We start from the raw sequence: 15,683 nt of genomic DNA, 5'->3' as shown, positions 1-15,683 counted from the left end.
ACCTCCCAAGTGTGTCCGTGCAGAGGTTCTGGAGAGCCATGATAATCCGTCAGAAAGTGAGCAGCGTTGAACTTTCTCTTCACTACAAGAGTCCACGGCGTCGTATAATTATAACGCATGAAAGCGCTTATAATGGCAGGTGGCAGTGGCACGAGGCTCTGGCCCCTATCAAGGGAAACCTATCCTAAGCAATTTCTCAAAATATTGGGGGATAAATCTTTCCTACACATTACCTACGAAAGACTTTTAAGGCTTGTGGATCATAAAGATATAATAGTTGCTACATCTGAGGAGTACGAGTATCATGTTAGGAATGACCTTTATCCTTACGAAGGCTATTCTCTTATATTAGAGCCAGAAAAGAAAAATACTGGACCGACCATACTTCTTGGGATGTTGTTTGCTCTTGAGAAACTTTCAGCAAAAGAAGATGAGGTTTTGCTGGTTATACCGTCAGACCACTATGTAAAACCAGAAGAAAGGTATGCGCAGTATCTTAGCTTTGGTGAAAAATTAGCCAAGATGGGCTATGTAGTAGCCTTTGGCATAAAGCCCTCTTATCCAGACCCAAACTTTGGGTACATAAAACTGGGAGAGACCCTCTTATCAGAAGATGACTTGAGCGCGTATAGGATAGACTGCTTTGTGGAGAAACCTTCTTATAAGATGGCACAGGATTTTTTAAAGGAAGGCTCTTACATGTGGAACTCGGGCAACTTTGCTTTCACTTTAAAAGTAGGGCTTGAAGAATTCAAAACAAACGCACCTGAACTTTGGCAATGGGCACAAAAGGGCTTCCACTATACTATGGAAAACTACTCAAAACTTCCAGAGATAGCCTTTGACTACATAGAGATGGAGAAAACAAAGAGGGGGGCAGTAATACCCATGGATGTGGAGTGGAGCGATATAGGTTCTTTTGAAGGGCTCTACAGGGTGCTTCCCACAGATAATAACGGTAATGTATGCGTGGGCAACACTTTGTGTATGGATACAGAAAACACCTTGGCATATAGTGTGGAAAGGCTCTTAGCTCTTGTAGGAGTTAAAGATGTAGCGGTAGTGGAAGAGAGAGATGCACTGCTTGTTATAAAAAGAGATATGTCGCACAAAGTAAAGGACTTGGTAAGTGTGCTAAAAAAAATGGGAAGGAGGGAAGCTAAGTACCATGTGGAAGTGCACGAAAGATGGGGCAAAAGGCTTCTTCTTGACGAAGGGGAAGCCTACAAGATATACAAACTCACCATTTACCCAAACAGACAGATGGGACCTTACATGCACATGCACAGCACAAGAACTTGGATGGTTCTAAAAGGAACACTCCTTTTTAGGCTAAAGGACAGCGAAAGGTATGCCAGCACGGGTGAAAATTTCTTTATAGGTAAAGCTCAGGCTTATTCCATAAAAAATACAGGGTTTATTCCCGCTGAACTTATAGAGGTGCGTGTTGGTGAGTATCTTGGAGAGGATGATCAGATACTTACAGATTCAAAGGCTTTGTAAGAGCTTCTCACATTTGGACCACTGGCTACATACTTAAATCCCATGGACAGAGCTATCCGCCTTAGCTCCTCAAACTCCTCGTATGTGTAATATTTAACCGTTGGATGATGTTTAAAAGATGGTTGATAATACTGTCCTATGGTAAGAAAATCACACTCTACATTTCTGAGATCCTGCATCACGGAAACCACCTCTTCTTTTGTCTCGCCAAAACCTAAGACGATGGCAGACTTAGTCCTTATGTGAGGGAAAAGCTCCTTGCTCTTCTTTAATATGTAAAGACTCCTTTTGTAGCTTGCTCCTTTCCTAACAGCTCTGTAGAGTCTTGGCACTGTTTCCACATTGTGGTTTAATACATCAGGTCCAGAAGAAAGAACCTTTCTTAGCGCCTCCTCAGAACCTTTAAAGTCAGGTACTAATACCTCTACCTTTATATCTTTTATGCCTTTTTTTAGTATGCTTACACACTTGGCAAAATGCTCTGCACCTCCATCAGGAAGGTCATCTCTGGTTACAGAAGTGATGACTACATATTTGAGTCCCAGCTTCTTTACAGCATCAAGAAGTCTGTAGGGTTCTTGCTCGTCAATACCTTTAGGTTTGCCCTTGGACACATTGCAAAAGGTGCATCCACGCGTACATATATCTCCAAGTATCATAAAGGTAGCTGTCCCTGAGCCAAAACATTCAGAAATATTTGGACAACGGGACTCTTCACACACGGTATTGAGCCTGAGGTCCCTTAACAGTTTCTTAACAGCGTGTGTTTCTGATAGCAATAACCTGGGTTTGTTCATAAGTTATAAGTATATCTCCTGTGTTAGCTCTCCCTTATAGGAAAGTCTGTCTAAAATAGCTTTTCCGCGCATGGAATTTACAGGAATCTCAAGGCTGTGCTGTCCTTTTTTCACCACTATTAATTCCTCGCCCACCTCTATGCTATCAGGGATCTCTTTAGAGCCCTGCATGTAAATATTTTTTCTTACAAGCTCTTCCTTAGTGTATACTCTCTTCATATTACCTACCTCCTTGTCTATGAAGTTATAGCTCAAGGCTTCTCCTTTACCATGATCTAAGGTACATTTAATAACATGTCTCAAGAATACTTTATTGAGCTCTGCCTTGAGCAAGCCAGAAAAGCTTACCACTTAGGAGAGGTTCCAGTAGGTTGCGTAGTGGTAAAAGATAATGAGGTAATAGCACAGGCTCATAACTGTGTTGAAAAGCTAAAAGACCCAACAGCCCATGCGGAGATGTTAGCCCTTAACGTTGTATCTGAGCATCTTGGTGAGAAGTACCTTTATGGATGCCATGTGTATGTTAGCCTTGAACCCTGTGTAATGTGTAGCTATGCCATGATACTCAGGAGGGTAGAAAGGGTTATCTTTCTAGCACAGGATTATAAGCACGGGGGTGTGATGAGTTTATACAATCTTTTTGACGACACAAGATTCAATCATAGAGTAAGGTGGGAGTATCTGCCAGTTCAAGAGGCGCAGGAACTGATAAAGAAGTTTTTTAAAAATTTGAGAGATCAACGATGATTAGCAATCACATAAGCTATTATTATGGTGATAAAGTAAGTTATGAGTACTATTGCAAAGAGGGATATGGCAACTGCTATAGCTTTATCATCCTTTATCTTCATGGTACGACACTACTTGCTTTAAAATGTAAAGGACAAACAGCACACCACCTATGACTGCCATCATAGTTCCCAAACCCATTACCATCAAGGAAAACAGCACAGTAGGGTCCTGAGTGTAGCCTGTACCGTAAGTCTTTCTGGGTGCTCCTTCCCTCCCTGCAAAGTAAAGGCCCAGTATAAACATTATCATGCCTAAACCGTAAAGATAAGGCTGAAACTTTGTCAAAGCATTTAGCTTTTTAGTGTAACCATACTCCTGCACAAGTCTGTAAGATATAGCCATTAAAGCCAAAGTGAGGCTCGTTACAGTTCCATGATAGTGAGCCGGGACTCTCAGGTCAGCCTTTATACCTGCGTAGGCTATGAGCACCCCAAGGAAGTAAAGACAAAGGGAAAGTAAAAGAGCTGAAGAAAAGGGGTTTTTCCAGTCTAACTTCATGTCTTTTACTACGTTAAAAGCGTGAAAGAACATAGGAATACCAAGACCTATGGCATAACTGATCTCTGTAAATATCTTGGCATCTCTTGATATGGGGTCTGAGTAAAAGACTGGTACCAAGAGCATAAGGAAGGAAAAGAACAAAAAGGAGAGGTTTACGAATCTCAAAAAACCCAATTCTTTTTCTTTTCCCAGCAGACGAAGGAGGTAATACCAAGCATAAAGAAGTACAGCACCGTTTAGAAACTGGTGTATGTGTCCAGGTGCCCAAAAGAGTCTTTCGTAAAATATGTAAGTATCAGAAGGATCACCAGCCCGCAGGTAAGAGGGTATCACTGCAAACATCATGAGAAGACCAAGTACAACGCTCGTAGCCACAGAGTTTTTAGTGGGATCTTTGGAAAACAAAGTAAGCAAAGCCTCTTTTGAAACATAAAGAGCGTAAAGGGTAAAACCCAAAAAGTAAAGAGCTATCCCACTCAGAAAAAGGGGATGCACTATAGTAGGTAAGTAGTTGTTGGATACCGCAATGCCTTTTCCAAGAAAGGCAGATAAAGCCACACCTACAAAACCCAAAGAAGACAGGTAAAAAGCTAATTTGAGATCCTTTTTGTATGTCCTGCTCCAGATGAGTATGGTGAAAGACAAAAGGAATATTACTATAGCAAGGTCCACATGTCCTATGAGAGCGTAATAGAAATATCCAGGCGGAAAATACTTATACACACCCGGGGTCCTTGCCATGGCTACTACAAAGGCAAGAAAACCACCCAGACCTAAGGAAACTATTGAAAGAAGAAACCACTTTTTATCCATGTCTTCACCTTGTCATGTCAAAAACCATCATGGAGAAAAGAAGAGCAAGGTAAATTATAGAGTAAAAGAAGAGAAACATACCCTTAGAACTCTTAGAGAAGAAAAATCTCAGCGTTAAGATGAGGTATATAAAGCTAAGAACAAAAGCGGTAAAAAAGTAGACCTTACCTGCCATACCATAAAGTGCAGGTAGCAGGCTTAGAGGAAACAGCATTGCGGTATAAAAGAGTGTCCTTACTTTTGTCTGGAATATACCTTTCACGACAGGGAGAGTGGGCACTCCAGCCTTCTTGTAATCTTCGGCGTACTTTACTGCAAGCACCCAGAAGTGGGGAGGTTGCCACACAAACATTATTAAAAAGAGTATAAGAGGTTCTATGCTAAGCTTCCCAGTAACTGCGGTATAACCTATAACAGGAGGGAGAGCACCAGAAATGCCACCTATCTCGGTAGCCAAAGGACTTCTCCTTTTAAGAGCCAGCGTGTAAACCACTACATAGAAAAAAGATGCGGTTAGGGTAAAGAAAGTAGCAACAGGATTTATAAAAACAGCCATTATGTAAAAAGATGTAATAAGAAGAATGGAACCAAAGATAAGGGCACTCAGAGGGCTAACGCTTCCAGAAGGTAGAGGCCTGCTCTTTGTCCTTGACATAATAGCATCTATGTCCCTGTCAAAGAACTGATTGAGAACCGCTGAGCCGGCAGACGCAAGCCCAGTACCCAGTAAACACCAAAAAACGAGCCAGGGACTTGGGAAGCCCTTTGCCGCAAGATACATACCTGTCAAACAGGTGATGAGCACAAGCACCACTATACCAGGCTTTGTAAGGAGGATATAATCCCTAATTAAGTTTCTGTAGGCTACCACTGTTTTCACTACCATGCCTCTCTAACCTTTGTATTTATTGTAGGTTTAACTTGCACATGGTAAGTTAGCCAAGCAAACAGGAAAAATCCCATAGCTGTGTCCATAAAGCTCAAGGGTAGGAAAAACCCTGTGAGTACCATAGATATGGCAAACAAGAACTGTAAGTTTATGAAGGCAAAAGCTAAAAGGGTAGTTCTGTTAAAGTTGGACACAAGGGCGAGTAAAAAGGCAAGCCACGTGATATAAGCTAAGTTTCTGTGTATGAACTGAAGAGTCACTTTCCAATTGGTAAATTCTGGTATAAGGCTTCCGTTGCATGTAGGCCATTCGTGTCCGCAAGCTTCACCAGAAGCTGTATACCTTACCAGCACACCAGTTATCATAGTAGCAAGGGCAAACACGTAAGCATATAAGGGTATACCTTCTTGATGGCCTTCTTTGTAAATAAGCCTGTAGGTAAGCACCAAAAAACCTAGTATTATCATGGATTCGTATATGTGCATGGATTCTAAAAGCATGTGGGAAATATACTTAAGATGAGGTGTTTCACCTTTTATCATCTTCATACCAGTGAACGCTGCACTGAAGGTAAAAAGTAGAGCTAAGCCAGAAGTAAGTCTTGGAGTGCCTTTGTTTCTCCTCCATACATATAAAAAGCTCAGCAAGGTAAACATGCCAGCAAGACTACTCACTGTCCTGTGTCCCATCTCAAGTTTCGCTGCGGTATCCTTGGGAGGTTCAAAGTTCCCATAACACAAAGGCCAGCTGGGACAGGCAAGCCCCGAATCTGACGATCTGACCATCCCTCCCCATACCATAACTACGTAAGTAAATACTATTGCAAGGATGAGCAGAACTCTTTGCATTTTAGCTCCTCCATAAGGATATTATAAGATGCTTTTATAAAGGTTAGAACAATAAATACAGTTTATAAGAATTTTTGTATATAATAATATTTGTAGGAGGTTTGGCATGTTTCAGGTTCCGGAAGTTTCTTACGAAGAGGCAAAGAGAATGCTACAAGAAGATAAAGATGTTGTACTGCTTGATGTAAGAACACCTCAAGAACACGTGCAGATCAGAATACCCAACTCTAAGCTCATACCTTTAGACGAACTTCGCTACGCTTATAAAGACCTTCCTAAGGACAAAAAGTACATAGTTTATTGCAGAAGTGGTGAAAGAAGTGCTTTCGCTACCTACTTTTTAAGACACATGGGTTATGAGGCTTACAACTTGGCAGGAGGTATTCTGCTTTGGCCCTATGAGAAGGAAAGCGGTATGGGTTAATATGTTTAAATGCTATACCTTTTCTTACTTCCTTTACTTCTCCTTTCGTGTGGTGTAAAGACTAATCCTCAGCCACTACCAGAGCCCGTAGTGGAAGTAAAAAGAATAGGAAGTAAGGTTTATGTGCAGTCTTTGCAAGGTGAGATCCAGGTAGAAGGCTTTGAAAAATCAGGAGAGTGGTTTGTAAAAGAACAGAGTTCTGCCTTTTGCTTTAAGGTGAAAAGACTCGGAGGACGCACCGAAAAGTTCTGCGTCAAGAGAGCCGTAGAAACAAAACCGGCAGTTTATATTAGGGAGGACCAAGAGAGTGTTCTCATAAGAGCGGAAGGCTTTCCTTCCTACAGGCTTTATCCCGTATTGGATGGTAGTGTAAGACTTTCAGAGGGAGTGGAGTTCAAAGGAGAGTATAAGATAGGCAAGGATTACTATAAAAGATGCTACGCTATAACGGGTGTGGTGGAAGGGCAGGAGAGCCAACCTTACGAGTTTTGCATAGCTTCCAAACCTGCACCACCCATAAAAGATGTTCAAAGGCTTGAATATCAGGTAGTGTCTGGCAAAATATACATCTTTTGGTCCTACACTCCTGATGAGCTTTTCAGTGAGTTTGTCATATACAAAAACGGTAAAAAGGTAGGAAGTACAGAGGCTTACATGTACGAAGATAATCTACCAGAAGAGAAGACCACTTATACGGTTAAAGTGAAAAATAAGCTAGGCTTTGAAAGCCCTGGGGTGAGCATCGCTTACAGTCCATAATAAGAAGCTATAGCGGCGGATATGGCTAAGGTTATGTCTTCAGGATTTTTCTGATCTTCTATCTCAAAATCGTATGTGGGGAGCTTCTCTTCAAGAAACTTTATGCCAAAGTATCCTTTTATGAAGTCCTCATCTCTTATTATTTCTCTGTGTAGGGGTATGTTAGTAGGGACACCCCTTACTATGAACTCATCTATGGCTCTCTTTGCTCTTGCTATAACCCTATCCCATGTGAGAGCCCACACGCTCAGTTTGGCTATCATGGAATCGTAATAAGGTGGAATGACAAAGTCCTTATAAACGCCCGCATCCATTCTGACGCCTGGACCTCCCGGTGAGTAATATGCGGTGATCTTCCCAGGTGCCGGTGCAAAGTTTCTTTTGGGGTCTTCTGCATTTATCCTGAACTCTATAGCGTATCCTCTAAAAGTTATATCACTTTGAGTAAAGGGTAGAGGTTCTCCGTAAGCGACCCTTATCATGTGTTCTACTATGTCAATGCCTGAGACCATTTCCGTTATGGTATGCTCCACCTGTAGTCTTGTGTTCATTTCTATGAAGTAAAACTCTCCCTTCTGAAGGTCTACGAGAAACTCAAGAGTACCTGCACTCTCGTATCCCACCTGCATCATGGCACGCACACTAAGTCCAAGCATTTTACTTCTTATATCTTTTGGTAAAACGGGACACGGCGTGATCTCAATAATCTTCTGGTGCTTTCTTTGTATAGAGCAGTCCCTCTCTCCAAGATGTACCACATTGCCGTATTTGTCTCCTATAATCTGAACCTCTATGTGCTTGGGATTTTCCAAGTACTTTTCTATAAAGAGATCCCCTTTGCCAAAGAAGGTTTCTGCTTCCCTGTAAGCGGACTCAAAAAGTTTGGGCAGTTCCTCCTGGCTTTTTACCACTCTCATACCTCTACCCCCTCCACCGTATGCGGATTTTAGTATGACGGGAAAGCCTATCTCCTTAGCGTAGTGTAGTGCATCCGCAGGGTCTTTTAAGGGTTCATCTACACCAGGAACAGTAGGAATACCAAGCTTTTTCATCATGCTTTTAGCTTTAACCTTATCCCCAAAGATCTCTATGTGTTCTGGTTTAGGACCTATAAAAGTTATACCCCTCTTTTGGCAGAACTTTGCAAACTCAGCATTTTCTGCAAGAAAACCATAACCGGGATGTATGGCATCAGCCCCTACAGATTTGGCAAGGTCCACTATTCTCACATAATCCAAATAAGCCCATATGGGATCCCCAGGTATTAGGTAAGACTCGTCTGCCTTCTTTACATAAAGGGATCTTGCATCCGCTTCTGAGTAAATAGCAACAGTTTTTATGCCTAACTCTTTACAAGCCCTTATGATCCTGAGAGCCACTTCACCCCTGTTTGCTATCAAGACTTTCTTAAACATATCTTTAAAATAATACACTTTATTTTCATTTTTGGTTCATAAAAACAGCGCTAAATTTAAGAATAGGAGGTATTACCATGAGAAAGCTAATTGTAGCTTTTCTTTTGGTTTCAGGTGTATCTTTGGCGCACGACAGAGTTTTCTTCTCCTTAGGTGTAAATTTAGGTGCCCCTCATTACTGCCCAGAAAGGATAGTTTATGTAGAAAGGCCTGTAGTCTACCGCCCATATTATCCTCCTCCCGTTTACTATGTTCCGGTGGAAAGGGTAATCATCATTCACAAGCACAAACACTGGAAGCACTGGAAAGATTGGGACGATTAATTATTTGAGCCACTCGGTTTCACAACCCGAGCTTACCCCCTGCCCATTTTCTTGCATATACAGAAGTCCCCAACTGTGTAAAGCTGATAGCACGCTTTTAAGCTCTTTGCCCACAGGTGTTAAGGTATACTCTACTTTTGGTGGAACTTGAGGGTAAAGTATTCTGTTTACTATACCATCACGCTCTAGCTCTCTGAGTTGTTTAGTTAGCATTCTTTGAGTTATGCCTTTTATAGATTTTTGAAGCTGTGAGAACCTTTTGGGTCCAGCCATAAGCTCTTTTATGATAAGAAACTTCCACTTGCCACCTATGACATTTAATGTTAGCTCTATGGGACATTCTTTCATTAGCACCTCCTTTAGTTTCTTTTTTGTAAGTATATCACAAAACTGTAAGTACTTGACAGAAAATCCTTGTTTGGTAGAATATTGGTTATGACTGTATTTTCAAGCCTTAAAATTCGTGGAATCACCTTAAAAAACAGGTTGGTGGTCTCTCCTATGTGTATGTACTCTTCAGAAGATGGTTTTGCTAACGATTGGCATCTGGTTCATTTGGGTTCAAGGGCGGTGGGTGGTGCAGGCCTTATATTCACCGAAGCTACCGCTGTAGAACCAAGAGGAAGGATCTCTCCGTTGGACCTTGGTATATGGAAGGACGAACACATCGAAGGCCTAAAGAGGATTGTGGATTTTTGCCACTCTTTTGGTGCTAAGGTGGGCATACAGCTGGCTCACGCTGGAAGAAAAGCAGAAGACTACGCACCTTGGGAAAGAGAGAAGAAAAAATTAAAAGGCTCAAAGCATGCAATAGCACCCAGTCCAATCCCTTACGGAAAAGACTGGCTTGTTCCTAAGGAAATGAAGCAAGAAGACATACAAGAAGTTCAGAAAGCTTTTGTTAATGCAGCAAAGAGAGCGGTTGATGCGGGCTTTGATGTAATAGAGATCCATTCTGCGCACGGATACCTCCTTCACGAGTTTCTATCTCCCATCTCTAACAAAAGAACTGATAACTACGGTGATAGTTTGGAAAACCGGGAGAGGTTTTTAATAGAAGTGGTACGATCAGTAAGAAAAGCCATTCCCGACAGTATGCCACTTTTTGTGAGACTCTCCTGCGTTGACTACGTAGAAGGTGGTTGGACATTAGAAGATAGCATCCATCTGGCAAGAGCACTAAAAGAAGAGGGTTGTGATGTTATAGACTGCTCTTCGGGTGGTATAGTTGAAGAAGAAAAAGTTAATGCTTATGCAGGTTTTCAAGTACCTTATGCAGAAAGAATAAAAAAGGAGGTAGGCATAAAAACCATGAGCGTAGGACTCATAACCACCTACGAACAAGCAGAAGAAATAATAGGAAACTCAAGGGCAGACCTTGTTGCCATTGCACGAGAGTTTTTGAGAGACCCTTATCTACCTATGAGGTGGGCAAAAAGTAAAGGACTAAAGCCTGAAGTACCAAGACAGTATATAAGAGCATGGCTTTAAGGAGGTGAAGTATGGTTGAGCTTTATCTAAACGGAAGGCACTACAAGGTAGATGTAGAGGAGGATACACCTCTCCTTTGGGTAATAAGGGAACACATAGGCCTTACTGGCACCAAGTTTGGATGCGGAAAGGGTATATGCGGTGCTTGTACCGTCCTCGTGGAAGAGAATCCTACACGCTCTTGCATAACTCCTGTTGGTTCAGTAAAAGGAAAGAGGATTATCACCATAGAAGGCATTCCATCTTATCACCCAGTAAAGCGTGCATGGATAGAACTTGATGTACCACAGTGTGGTTATTGCCAGCCGGGACAGATAGTTGAAGCTTATGCGCTCCTTAATAAAAACCCAAGAGCAAGCAAAGAAGAGATCATCTCCGTTATGTCCTCTCACCTCTGTAGGTGTGGAACTTACGGAAGGATACTAAAAGCCATTCAAAGGGCACAAAAGCTCATGGAGGTAAAAGCATGATTACCAGAAGGGACCTTATAAAGCTCGGCGGTTTAGGTTTGGGTCTTGTCCTTTTGCCTGAAGGATTTAAGCTTGTGAAAGCTTCCGAAAACCCACAAATTAAACCTCACTTGTGGGCAAGCATAACGAAAGATAATTATCTTATGCTTTTGGTGAACAAGTCAGAGATGGGACAAGGCGTTTATACGGGTTTGTCCATGATAGTAGCTGATGAGCTGGACTTTCCTTGGGATAGGGTTATAGTAAAATCAGCACCCGCAAGGGATGTTTACATAGACAAAAAGATGGGATCACAGCTCACAGGCGGAAGCACCAGCGTAAGAAATATGTACGAATTCTTAAGACTCCTTGGTGCATCTGTGAAGGAGATGATCTTAGAGAGTGCATCGCGCGAGTGGAAAGTACCAAAAGAAAAACTGCAAGCACGGATGGGTTATGTAAGCTATGCAAACAAAAAAGTAAGTTATGGTGAGCTTTGGGAGAAGGCATTAAAACTTCCCATACCTACACAAGTGAGGTTAAAAGAACCTTCCGAGTTTATATACATAGGCAAAGGTGTCCCGCGTATAGACACCCAAGAAAAAGTTGAAGGTAAAGCTATATTCGGTATAGATGTTAGATTAAAAGACATGGTTTATGCGGTTGTTGAAAGACCTCCATACTTTGGTGCAAAGGTAAAAAGCGTGGATGACTCACAAGCTCGTCAGATAAAAGACCTTCTGGATGTTTTTACCATATCAAGTGGTGTTGCGGTGTGTGCCAAAACAGTAGAAGGTGCACTAAAAGGGAGAGAAAAGCTAAAAGTAGAATGGACAAAAAGTCCGTTAGAAGGCTTTGACGACGAAAGGTTAAGTCAGTATTACCTTGATATGCTAAAGAAGAAAGGAGTAGTGGCAAGAAAAGATGGAAACCCTACTTTATTACTTGAGAACACTAAAAGAAAAATCTCTGCAGTGTACTTGCTTCCGTACCTTTACCATGCGACCATGGAGCCTATGGCGTGCGTTGTGGATGTAAAGGAAGACAGATGCACAGTATACGCTCCTGTTCAGGCTCAAACATGGACATTACAGACTGCTAAGAGCATCACAGGGTTGCCAGAGGATAAGATTGAGGTCTACACCACTTACTTAGGTGGAGGTTTTGGCAGAAAGTCCAATGTAGAGTTTGTAAAAGAAGCCCTTGAGATATCTAAAAAACTCAAAAAACCGGTAAAGCTCATCTACACAAGGGAAGATGATGTAAAGTCTGGTTGGTACAGACCTATGAACGCAACGCATTTAGAAGGAGCGTTGGACGAAAAAGGAAGAGTAGTCGCTCTTTATCACAAAATAGCGGTCCCAGCGGTTTTTGAATGGGCAGGAAGACCCTCAAGGGTGGACAGGGCAGCGGTAGAAGGTATAGAGAACATGTTTTATGAAATTCCTCATGTGCATGTGGAGTTCGTAAAGGTGGACCTTCCTATTCCTGTTTGGTTCTGGAGATCTGTTGGTAGCACTCACAACGCTTTCACTTTAGAAACATTCATAGACAGGCTTGCGCATTTAGGAAAAAGGGACCCAGTGGAGTTAAGGTTAGAGCTTTTAAAAAACCATGAGAGAGCTAAGAAGGTCATAGAGGTGGTGGCAGAAAAAGCAGGTTGGGGCAAAAGACCAATGTACGGAGAGGCTATGGGTCTTGCTTACCACTACTCTTTTGGCAGTCATGTGGCGCAGGTGGTGGAAGTATCCCTAAATAAAAACACAGGAGAGATAAAGGTTCATCGCGTAGTATGTGCCATAGATATAGGACCCTTAGTAGTACATCCAGACCTTCTTGTTTCTCAGGTAGAAAGTGCTGTTATAATGGGTCTTAGCGCTACCTTAAAGGAAAAAGTGAGCTTTTCTAAGAATGGACCCAGCAGTCTTAACTTTGACACCTATCCCATACTTACCATGGCGGAAGCACCTCAGGTAGAGGTTCACATTGTAAAAAGTGATGGACCTATGGGTGGCGTAGGAGAACCCGCACTTCCACCCGTGGCTCCTGCTGTTGCAAACGCTCTGCTCTGGGGTTATGGCATACAAATAAACAACCTACCAATGGCGCCAGAAGTTATAAAATCACTTCTGTAAATTCTCAAGGAGGTTTTTTGATATGAAGGAATGCCTAAAACTTATAACGGAAAGAAGGTCTATAACTTTCTTTGACCCTACAAGAGATATACCTGACGAAACAATAAAAGAAATACTTGAGATATCCGCAACTGCTCCTTCTGGATACAACCTACAACCTTGGGAAGTCATAGTTGTTAAAGATAAAGAAAAGAAAAAACAGCTCAAAGAGATATGCTACGGACAGCAGAAGGTAGAAGATGCGTCCGCTAACATAGTGCTTATCGCCAATACTAAAGCGGGCTTTGAACATGTGGATAGGGTGTTAGATAGCTGGATAGACTTAGGCTACATACCTGCAGAAAACAGGGATACCCTCAGAGAGAGGATATTAGAAGGTTGGAAAGATAAGGAAAAAGCAAAGAGGAAAGCCATAAGGGATACTGCACTTTTTGGTATGACTATTATGATAGTGGCAAGGGCTTACGGACTTGAAACTCACCCCATGGAAGGATTCGATGAGACTCTTCTAAAGGAATTTCTAAACATAGACAAGGAAAAAATAGTTCCCATGATCCTCGCTATAGGCTACAAGGACCCAACAAAAAAACTTCTTCCAAGAGCTTACAGATTTAAGTTTGAGGAGTTTGGCAGGATAGTATGACAGAGTTTTTAGTGGTGCTTGTGGCATCTTTTCTTGCTGGTGCTACCAATGCTGTGGCAGGAGGTGGGACTCTTATTACTTTCCCTGTGCTTGTATGGCTTGGAACAGATCCCATCTCAGCCAACATAACCAATACAGTATCCCTTTGGACGGGAAGTCTTTTTTCCGCTTTAGGTTTTAGGGATCATGTAAAGAAAGGTAAAGAACATTTAAAAGCGCTACTCATACCATCCATATTGGGAGGCTTTGCTGGCGCATACCTTCTTGTAAAAACATCCTCAAACACTTTTAGAATACTCATACCCTTTCTCATACTTTTTGCAACCATCTTATTGATGCTCAACGAAAAGCTTATCACATGGACAAAGGTTCACCTAAAAGGCAGATCCTATCCTTTGGTGTTTATCGCCCAGTTTCTTACAGCCCTGTATGGTGGATACTTTGGTGCAGGTATAGGGATAATTATGCTCGCATCTTTAGGAATGGTGGGAATAGCAGACATACACATAGCCAACGGTATAAAGAATATATTAGGTATGACTATAAACGGCATAGCTTCTGTATACTTCCTCTTTAGCGGGCATGTGTTGTGGTCTTATGCTTTTTTGATGATGTTAGGTTTCGCGTTGGGTGGTTATGCGGGTGCAAGGTTATCCCTAAGATTTGATAGAAAAAAAGTCAAACTGTTTGTAGTACTGTGGGGGTTTTTGCTTTCCCTTTTCTTCTTCCTAAACTCTTATCACGCATAAACTCCCATCTTTCTGGCGAGCTCTTTGAGCCTTTCTATTCTCTTTTCCGTTGATGGGTGTGTGGAGAAGAGCTCCCATATACCTTCACCAGACAAGGGATTTTCTATGAAAAGATGAGCTGTGCCTTGATTGACTTCTGCAGGAATTTGATAAACATAGTTGTGTATTTTCTCAAGAGCTCTCGCAAGAGCAAGAGGATCACCGCTTATCTTGGCACCCGTTTCGTCTGCCAAATACTCCCTTGACCTTGATATAGCCATCTGTATGATCATGGCTATAATAGGTGTCAGGATGATAAGTAAAAGGCTACCTACCAATCCTGCCCATCCTCCCCTGTCTTCCTCATCCCTGCCTCCTCCAAAAAGTAGCATCCACTGGAACATGTTTATTAGATAGGATATGGCACCCGCTATAGTTGCTGCCATGGTAGCAACCAAGACATCCCTGTTTTTTATATGACCAATCTCGTGCGCTAAGACACCTCTTAGCTCGTCCTCATCCAAAAGGTGCAGTATACCTGATGTTACCGCAACCGCAGAGTGTCCTGGACCTCTTCCTGTGGCAAAAGCATTAGGTTGCTCCATGGGAACAAGATAGATGCGCGGTTTAGGAATATTAGCCTTCTGTGATAGCTCTTCCACTATTCTGTGAAGCCATGGTGCTTCTTCGTAGCTTATTTCCCTAGCGCCGTACATGGACAGAACTATCTTGTCAGAAAACCAATAGGCTATAAAGTTCATAATACCTGCAAGTATAAGAGCTATTGTCATACCTGTTTTGCCACCTATCAGATGTCCCACAAAAAGGAAAAGGCCTGTTAGAACACCCAAAAGTATAACCGTCCTTATCATATAACCCATACTATTTCCTCCACGAGATATCCTTTAGAGTATAAGAAATAAATTATTCCTTTAGAGTCCTTATTTCAAGAGTTTATTCCTTCAAAAGCCCCCTTACCTTATCTTCCCAGCCACTACTCACAAGGGTGGGTTTCCTGAGCCTTCTCTTTCTGTCCTTTGCTTTTTTAGTGTTGTAGTGAGAACCACCTGCACGCCACCTCTTTATTTTACCCTTTGCGGTTATCTTAAACCTCTTCTTTGCGGATCTGTTAGTCTTCATCTTCACCTTTGCCATGAGTTTGCCTCCTGATAC

The 15,683-nt window shown here is 42.1% G+C and carries 20 protein-coding genes; 10 read left to right on the top strand and 10 right to left on the bottom strand.

Going from position 1 to position 15,683, the window contains the following annotated elements; translation table 11 throughout:
* Positions 1-119 (bottom strand): 6-carboxytetrahydropterin synthase (locus CP948_RS08820; protein ID WP_180764111.1); only part of this gene is annotated, 119 nt, incomplete at its 3' end.
* On the opposite strand from CP948_RS08820, the gene CP948_RS08195 reads away from it, so the two are divergent.
* Positions 118-1,503: a mannose-1-phosphate guanylyltransferase/mannose-6-phosphate isomerase gene (locus tag CP948_RS08195; RefSeq protein WP_096603299.1), complete on the top strand. Its 1,386-nt coding sequence runs from the start codon at positions 118-120 to the stop codon at positions 1,501-1,503. The two genes, CP948_RS08820 and CP948_RS08195, sit on opposite strands and share 2 nt — an antisense overlap.
* Here CP948_RS08195 and lipA read toward each other — a convergent pair.
* Both lipA and CP948_RS08185 read right to left on the bottom strand, forming a co-directional pair.
* Complete coding sequence (gene lipA, locus CP948_RS08190) at positions 1,473-2,300, bottom strand: lipoyl synthase (protein ID WP_096603296.1); 828 nt, start codon at positions 2,298-2,300, stop codon at positions 1,473-1,475. The genes CP948_RS08195 and lipA overlap by 31 nt on opposite strands.
* Positions 2,301-2,303: 3 nt before the next feature.
* Entirely contained in the window at positions 2,304-2,519 is a 216-nt protein-coding gene (locus CP948_RS08185) for a pantothenate kinase (RefSeq protein WP_096603293.1), read from the bottom strand.
* A 75-nt stretch (positions 2,520-2,594) separates the two neighbouring features.
* On the opposite strand from CP948_RS08185, the gene CP948_RS08180 reads away from it, so the two are divergent.
* Complete coding sequence (locus CP948_RS08180; protein ID WP_096603291.1) at positions 2,595-3,047, top strand: nucleoside deaminase; 453 nt, start codon at positions 2,595-2,597, stop codon at positions 3,045-3,047.
* Positions 3,048-3,134: 87 nt separating this feature from the next.
* Here the strand turns inward: CP948_RS08180 and CP948_RS08175 are convergent, their stop codons facing one another.
* From CP948_RS08175 to CP948_RS08165, 3 genes are read right to left on the bottom strand one after another with little or no spacing between them, the layout of a single operon-like run.
* Positions 3,135-4,406, bottom strand: coding sequence for a cbb3-type cytochrome c oxidase subunit I (locus CP948_RS08175; RefSeq protein ID WP_096603288.1), 1,272 nt, complete (start codon positions 4,404-4,406; stop codon positions 3,135-3,137).
* Between the two features lie 4 nt (positions 4,407-4,410).
* A complete protein-coding gene (gene cyoE / locus CP948_RS08170) occupies positions 4,411-5,292 on the bottom strand; it encodes a heme o synthase (protein WP_096603285.1) in 882 nt (293 codons plus the stop codon).
* Positions 5,286-6,143, bottom strand: coding sequence for a COX15/CtaA family protein (locus tag CP948_RS08165; protein WP_096603282.1), 858 nt, complete (start codon positions 6,141-6,143; stop codon positions 5,286-5,288). Before CP948_RS08165 ends, cyoE begins: the two co-directional genes overlap by 7 nt.
* A 106-nt stretch (positions 6,144-6,249) precedes the next feature.
* Here CP948_RS08165 and CP948_RS08160 point away from each other — a divergent pair, with 106 nt between their 5' ends.
* Entirely contained in the window at positions 6,250-6,567 is a 318-nt protein-coding gene (locus CP948_RS08160) for a rhodanese-like domain-containing protein (RefSeq protein WP_096603279.1), read from the top strand.
* Between the two features lie 9 nt (positions 6,568-6,576).
* Positions 6,577-7,326, top strand: coding sequence for a hypothetical protein (locus CP948_RS08155; protein ID WP_096603276.1), 750 nt, complete (start codon positions 6,577-6,579; stop codon positions 7,324-7,326).
* Here CP948_RS08155 and CP948_RS08150 read toward each other — a convergent pair.
* Positions 7,314-8,741, bottom strand: coding sequence for an acetyl-CoA carboxylase biotin carboxylase subunit (locus CP948_RS08150; RefSeq protein ID WP_096603273.1), 1,428 nt, complete (start codon positions 8,739-8,741; stop codon positions 7,314-7,316). The two genes, CP948_RS08155 and CP948_RS08150, sit on opposite strands and share 13 nt — an antisense overlap.
* Positions 8,742-8,818: 77 nt before the next feature.
* Between CP948_RS08150 and CP948_RS08145 the strand changes: the two genes are divergently transcribed.
* Positions 8,819-9,064: a hypothetical protein gene (locus CP948_RS08145; protein WP_096603270.1), complete on the top strand. Its 246-nt coding sequence runs from the start codon at positions 8,819-8,821 to the stop codon at positions 9,062-9,064.
* Here the strand turns inward: CP948_RS08145 and CP948_RS08140 are convergent, their stop codons facing one another.
* Positions 9,065-9,412: a winged helix-turn-helix transcriptional regulator gene (locus tag CP948_RS08140; protein ID WP_096603267.1), complete on the bottom strand. Its 348-nt coding sequence runs from the start codon at positions 9,410-9,412 to the stop codon at positions 9,065-9,067.
* 87 nt (positions 9,413-9,499) lie between these two features.
* Here CP948_RS08140 and namA point away from each other — a divergent pair, with 87 nt between their 5' ends.
* From namA to CP948_RS08115, 5 genes are read left to right on the top strand one after another with little or no spacing between them, the layout of a single operon-like run.
* Positions 9,500-10,555, top strand: a complete 1,056-nt coding sequence (gene namA / locus CP948_RS08135; RefSeq protein ID WP_096603264.1) for an NADPH dehydrogenase NamA — start codon at positions 9,500-9,502, stop codon at positions 10,553-10,555.
* 11 nt (positions 10,556-10,566) lie between these two features.
* On the top strand, positions 10,567-11,025 hold the full coding sequence (locus tag CP948_RS08130) for a (2Fe-2S)-binding protein (protein ID WP_096603261.1): 459 nt from the start codon (positions 10,567-10,569) through the stop codon (positions 11,023-11,025).
* Positions 11,022-13,139 (top strand): xanthine dehydrogenase family protein molybdopterin-binding subunit, encoded by a 2,118-nt coding sequence (locus tag CP948_RS08125; protein ID WP_096603258.1) that lies wholly within the window; start codon positions 11,022-11,024, stop codon positions 13,137-13,139. Before CP948_RS08130 ends, CP948_RS08125 begins: the two co-directional genes overlap by 4 nt.
* A 22-nt stretch (positions 13,140-13,161) precedes the next feature.
* Positions 13,162-13,782 carry a nitroreductase family protein gene (locus tag CP948_RS08120; RefSeq protein ID WP_096603256.1) on the top strand — a complete coding sequence of 207 codons (621 nt, stop codon included), beginning with the start codon at positions 13,162-13,164 and terminating at the stop codon, positions 13,780-13,782.
* Positions 13,779-14,531, top strand: coding sequence for a sulfite exporter TauE/SafE family protein (locus CP948_RS08115; protein WP_096603254.1), 753 nt, complete (start codon positions 13,779-13,781; stop codon positions 14,529-14,531). Before CP948_RS08120 ends, CP948_RS08115 begins: the two co-directional genes overlap by 4 nt.
* Here CP948_RS08115 and htpX read toward each other — a convergent pair.
* Together htpX and rpmI are read right to left on the bottom strand one after the other, a co-directional pair.
* Positions 14,522-15,391: a zinc metalloprotease HtpX gene (gene htpX / locus CP948_RS08110; protein WP_096603251.1), complete on the bottom strand. Its 870-nt coding sequence runs from the start codon at positions 15,389-15,391 to the stop codon at positions 14,522-14,524. The genes CP948_RS08115 and htpX overlap by 10 nt on opposite strands.
* 73 nt (positions 15,392-15,464) lie before the next feature.
* Positions 15,465-15,665 carry a 50S ribosomal protein L35 gene (rpmI, locus tag CP948_RS08105; RefSeq protein WP_096603249.1) on the bottom strand — a complete coding sequence of 67 codons (201 nt, stop codon included), beginning with the start codon at positions 15,663-15,665 and terminating at the stop codon, positions 15,465-15,467.
* Positions 15,666-15,683 lie beyond the last annotated feature (18 nt).

It is taken from the genome of Hydrogenobacter hydrogenophilus, assembly GCF_900215655.1.
Classification (GTDB): Bacteria; Aquificota; Aquificia; order Aquificales; family Aquificaceae; genus Hydrogenobacter; species Hydrogenobacter hydrogenophilus.
This window is presented reverse-complemented; position numbering and strand designations above follow the sequence as displayed.

What these genes read in the sequence shown, in the direction of transcription:
- CP948_RS08195 (WP_096603299.1), top strand. Translation starts at nt 118, where the DNA reads ATGAAAGCGCTTATAATGGCAGGTGGCAGTGGCACGAGGCTCTGGCCC.
- lipA (WP_096603296.1), bottom strand. Translation starts at nt 2,300, where the DNA reads ATGAACAAACCCAGGTTATTGCTATCAGAAACACACGCTGTTAAGAAA.
- CP948_RS08185 (WP_096603293.1), bottom strand. Translation starts at nt 2,519, where the DNA reads ATGAAGAGAGTATACACTAAGGAAGAGCTTGTAAGAAAAAATATTTAC.
- CP948_RS08180 (WP_096603291.1), top strand. Translation starts at nt 2,595, where the DNA reads ATGTCTCAAGAATACTTTATTGAGCTCTGCCTTGAGCAAGCCAGAAAA.
- CP948_RS08175 (WP_096603288.1), bottom strand. Translation starts at nt 4,406, where the DNA reads ATGGATAAAAAGTGGTTTCTTCTTTCAATAGTTTCCTTAGGTCTGGGT.
- cyoE (WP_096603285.1), bottom strand. Translation starts at nt 5,292, where the DNA reads ATGGTAGTGAAAACAGTGGTAGCCTACAGAAACTTAATTAGGGATTAT.
- CP948_RS08165 (WP_096603282.1), bottom strand. Translation starts at nt 6,143, where the DNA reads ATGCAAAGAGTTCTGCTCATCCTTGCAATAGTATTTACTTACGTAGTT.
- CP948_RS08160 (WP_096603279.1), top strand. Translation starts at nt 6,250, where the DNA reads ATGTTTCAGGTTCCGGAAGTTTCTTACGAAGAGGCAAAGAGAATGCTA.
- CP948_RS08155 (WP_096603276.1), top strand. Translation starts at nt 6,577, where the DNA reads ATGCTATACCTTTTCTTACTTCCTTTACTTCTCCTTTCGTGTGGTGTA.
- CP948_RS08150 (WP_096603273.1), bottom strand. Translation starts at nt 8,741, where the DNA reads ATGTTTAAGAAAGTCTTGATAGCAAACAGGGGTGAAGTGGCTCTCAGG.
- CP948_RS08145 (WP_096603270.1), top strand. Translation starts at nt 8,819, where the DNA reads ATGAGAAAGCTAATTGTAGCTTTTCTTTTGGTTTCAGGTGTATCTTTG.
- CP948_RS08140 (WP_096603267.1), bottom strand. Translation starts at nt 9,412, where the DNA reads ATGAAAGAATGTCCCATAGAGCTAACATTAAATGTCATAGGTGGCAAG.
- namA (WP_096603264.1), top strand. Translation starts at nt 9,500, where the DNA reads ATGACTGTATTTTCAAGCCTTAAAATTCGTGGAATCACCTTAAAAAAC.
- CP948_RS08130 (WP_096603261.1), top strand. Translation starts at nt 10,567, where the DNA reads ATGGTTGAGCTTTATCTAAACGGAAGGCACTACAAGGTAGATGTAGAG.
- CP948_RS08125 (WP_096603258.1), top strand. Translation starts at nt 11,022, where the DNA reads ATGATTACCAGAAGGGACCTTATAAAGCTCGGCGGTTTAGGTTTGGGT.
- CP948_RS08120 (WP_096603256.1), top strand. Translation starts at nt 13,162, where the DNA reads ATGAAGGAATGCCTAAAACTTATAACGGAAAGAAGGTCTATAACTTTC.
- CP948_RS08115 (WP_096603254.1), top strand. Translation starts at nt 13,779, where the DNA reads ATGACAGAGTTTTTAGTGGTGCTTGTGGCATCTTTTCTTGCTGGTGCT.
- htpX (WP_096603251.1), bottom strand. Translation starts at nt 15,391, where the DNA reads ATGGGTTATATGATAAGGACGGTTATACTTTTGGGTGTTCTAACAGGC.
- rpmI (WP_096603249.1), bottom strand. Translation starts at nt 15,665, where the DNA reads ATGGCAAAGGTGAAGATGAAGACTAACAGATCCGCAAAGAAGAGGTTT.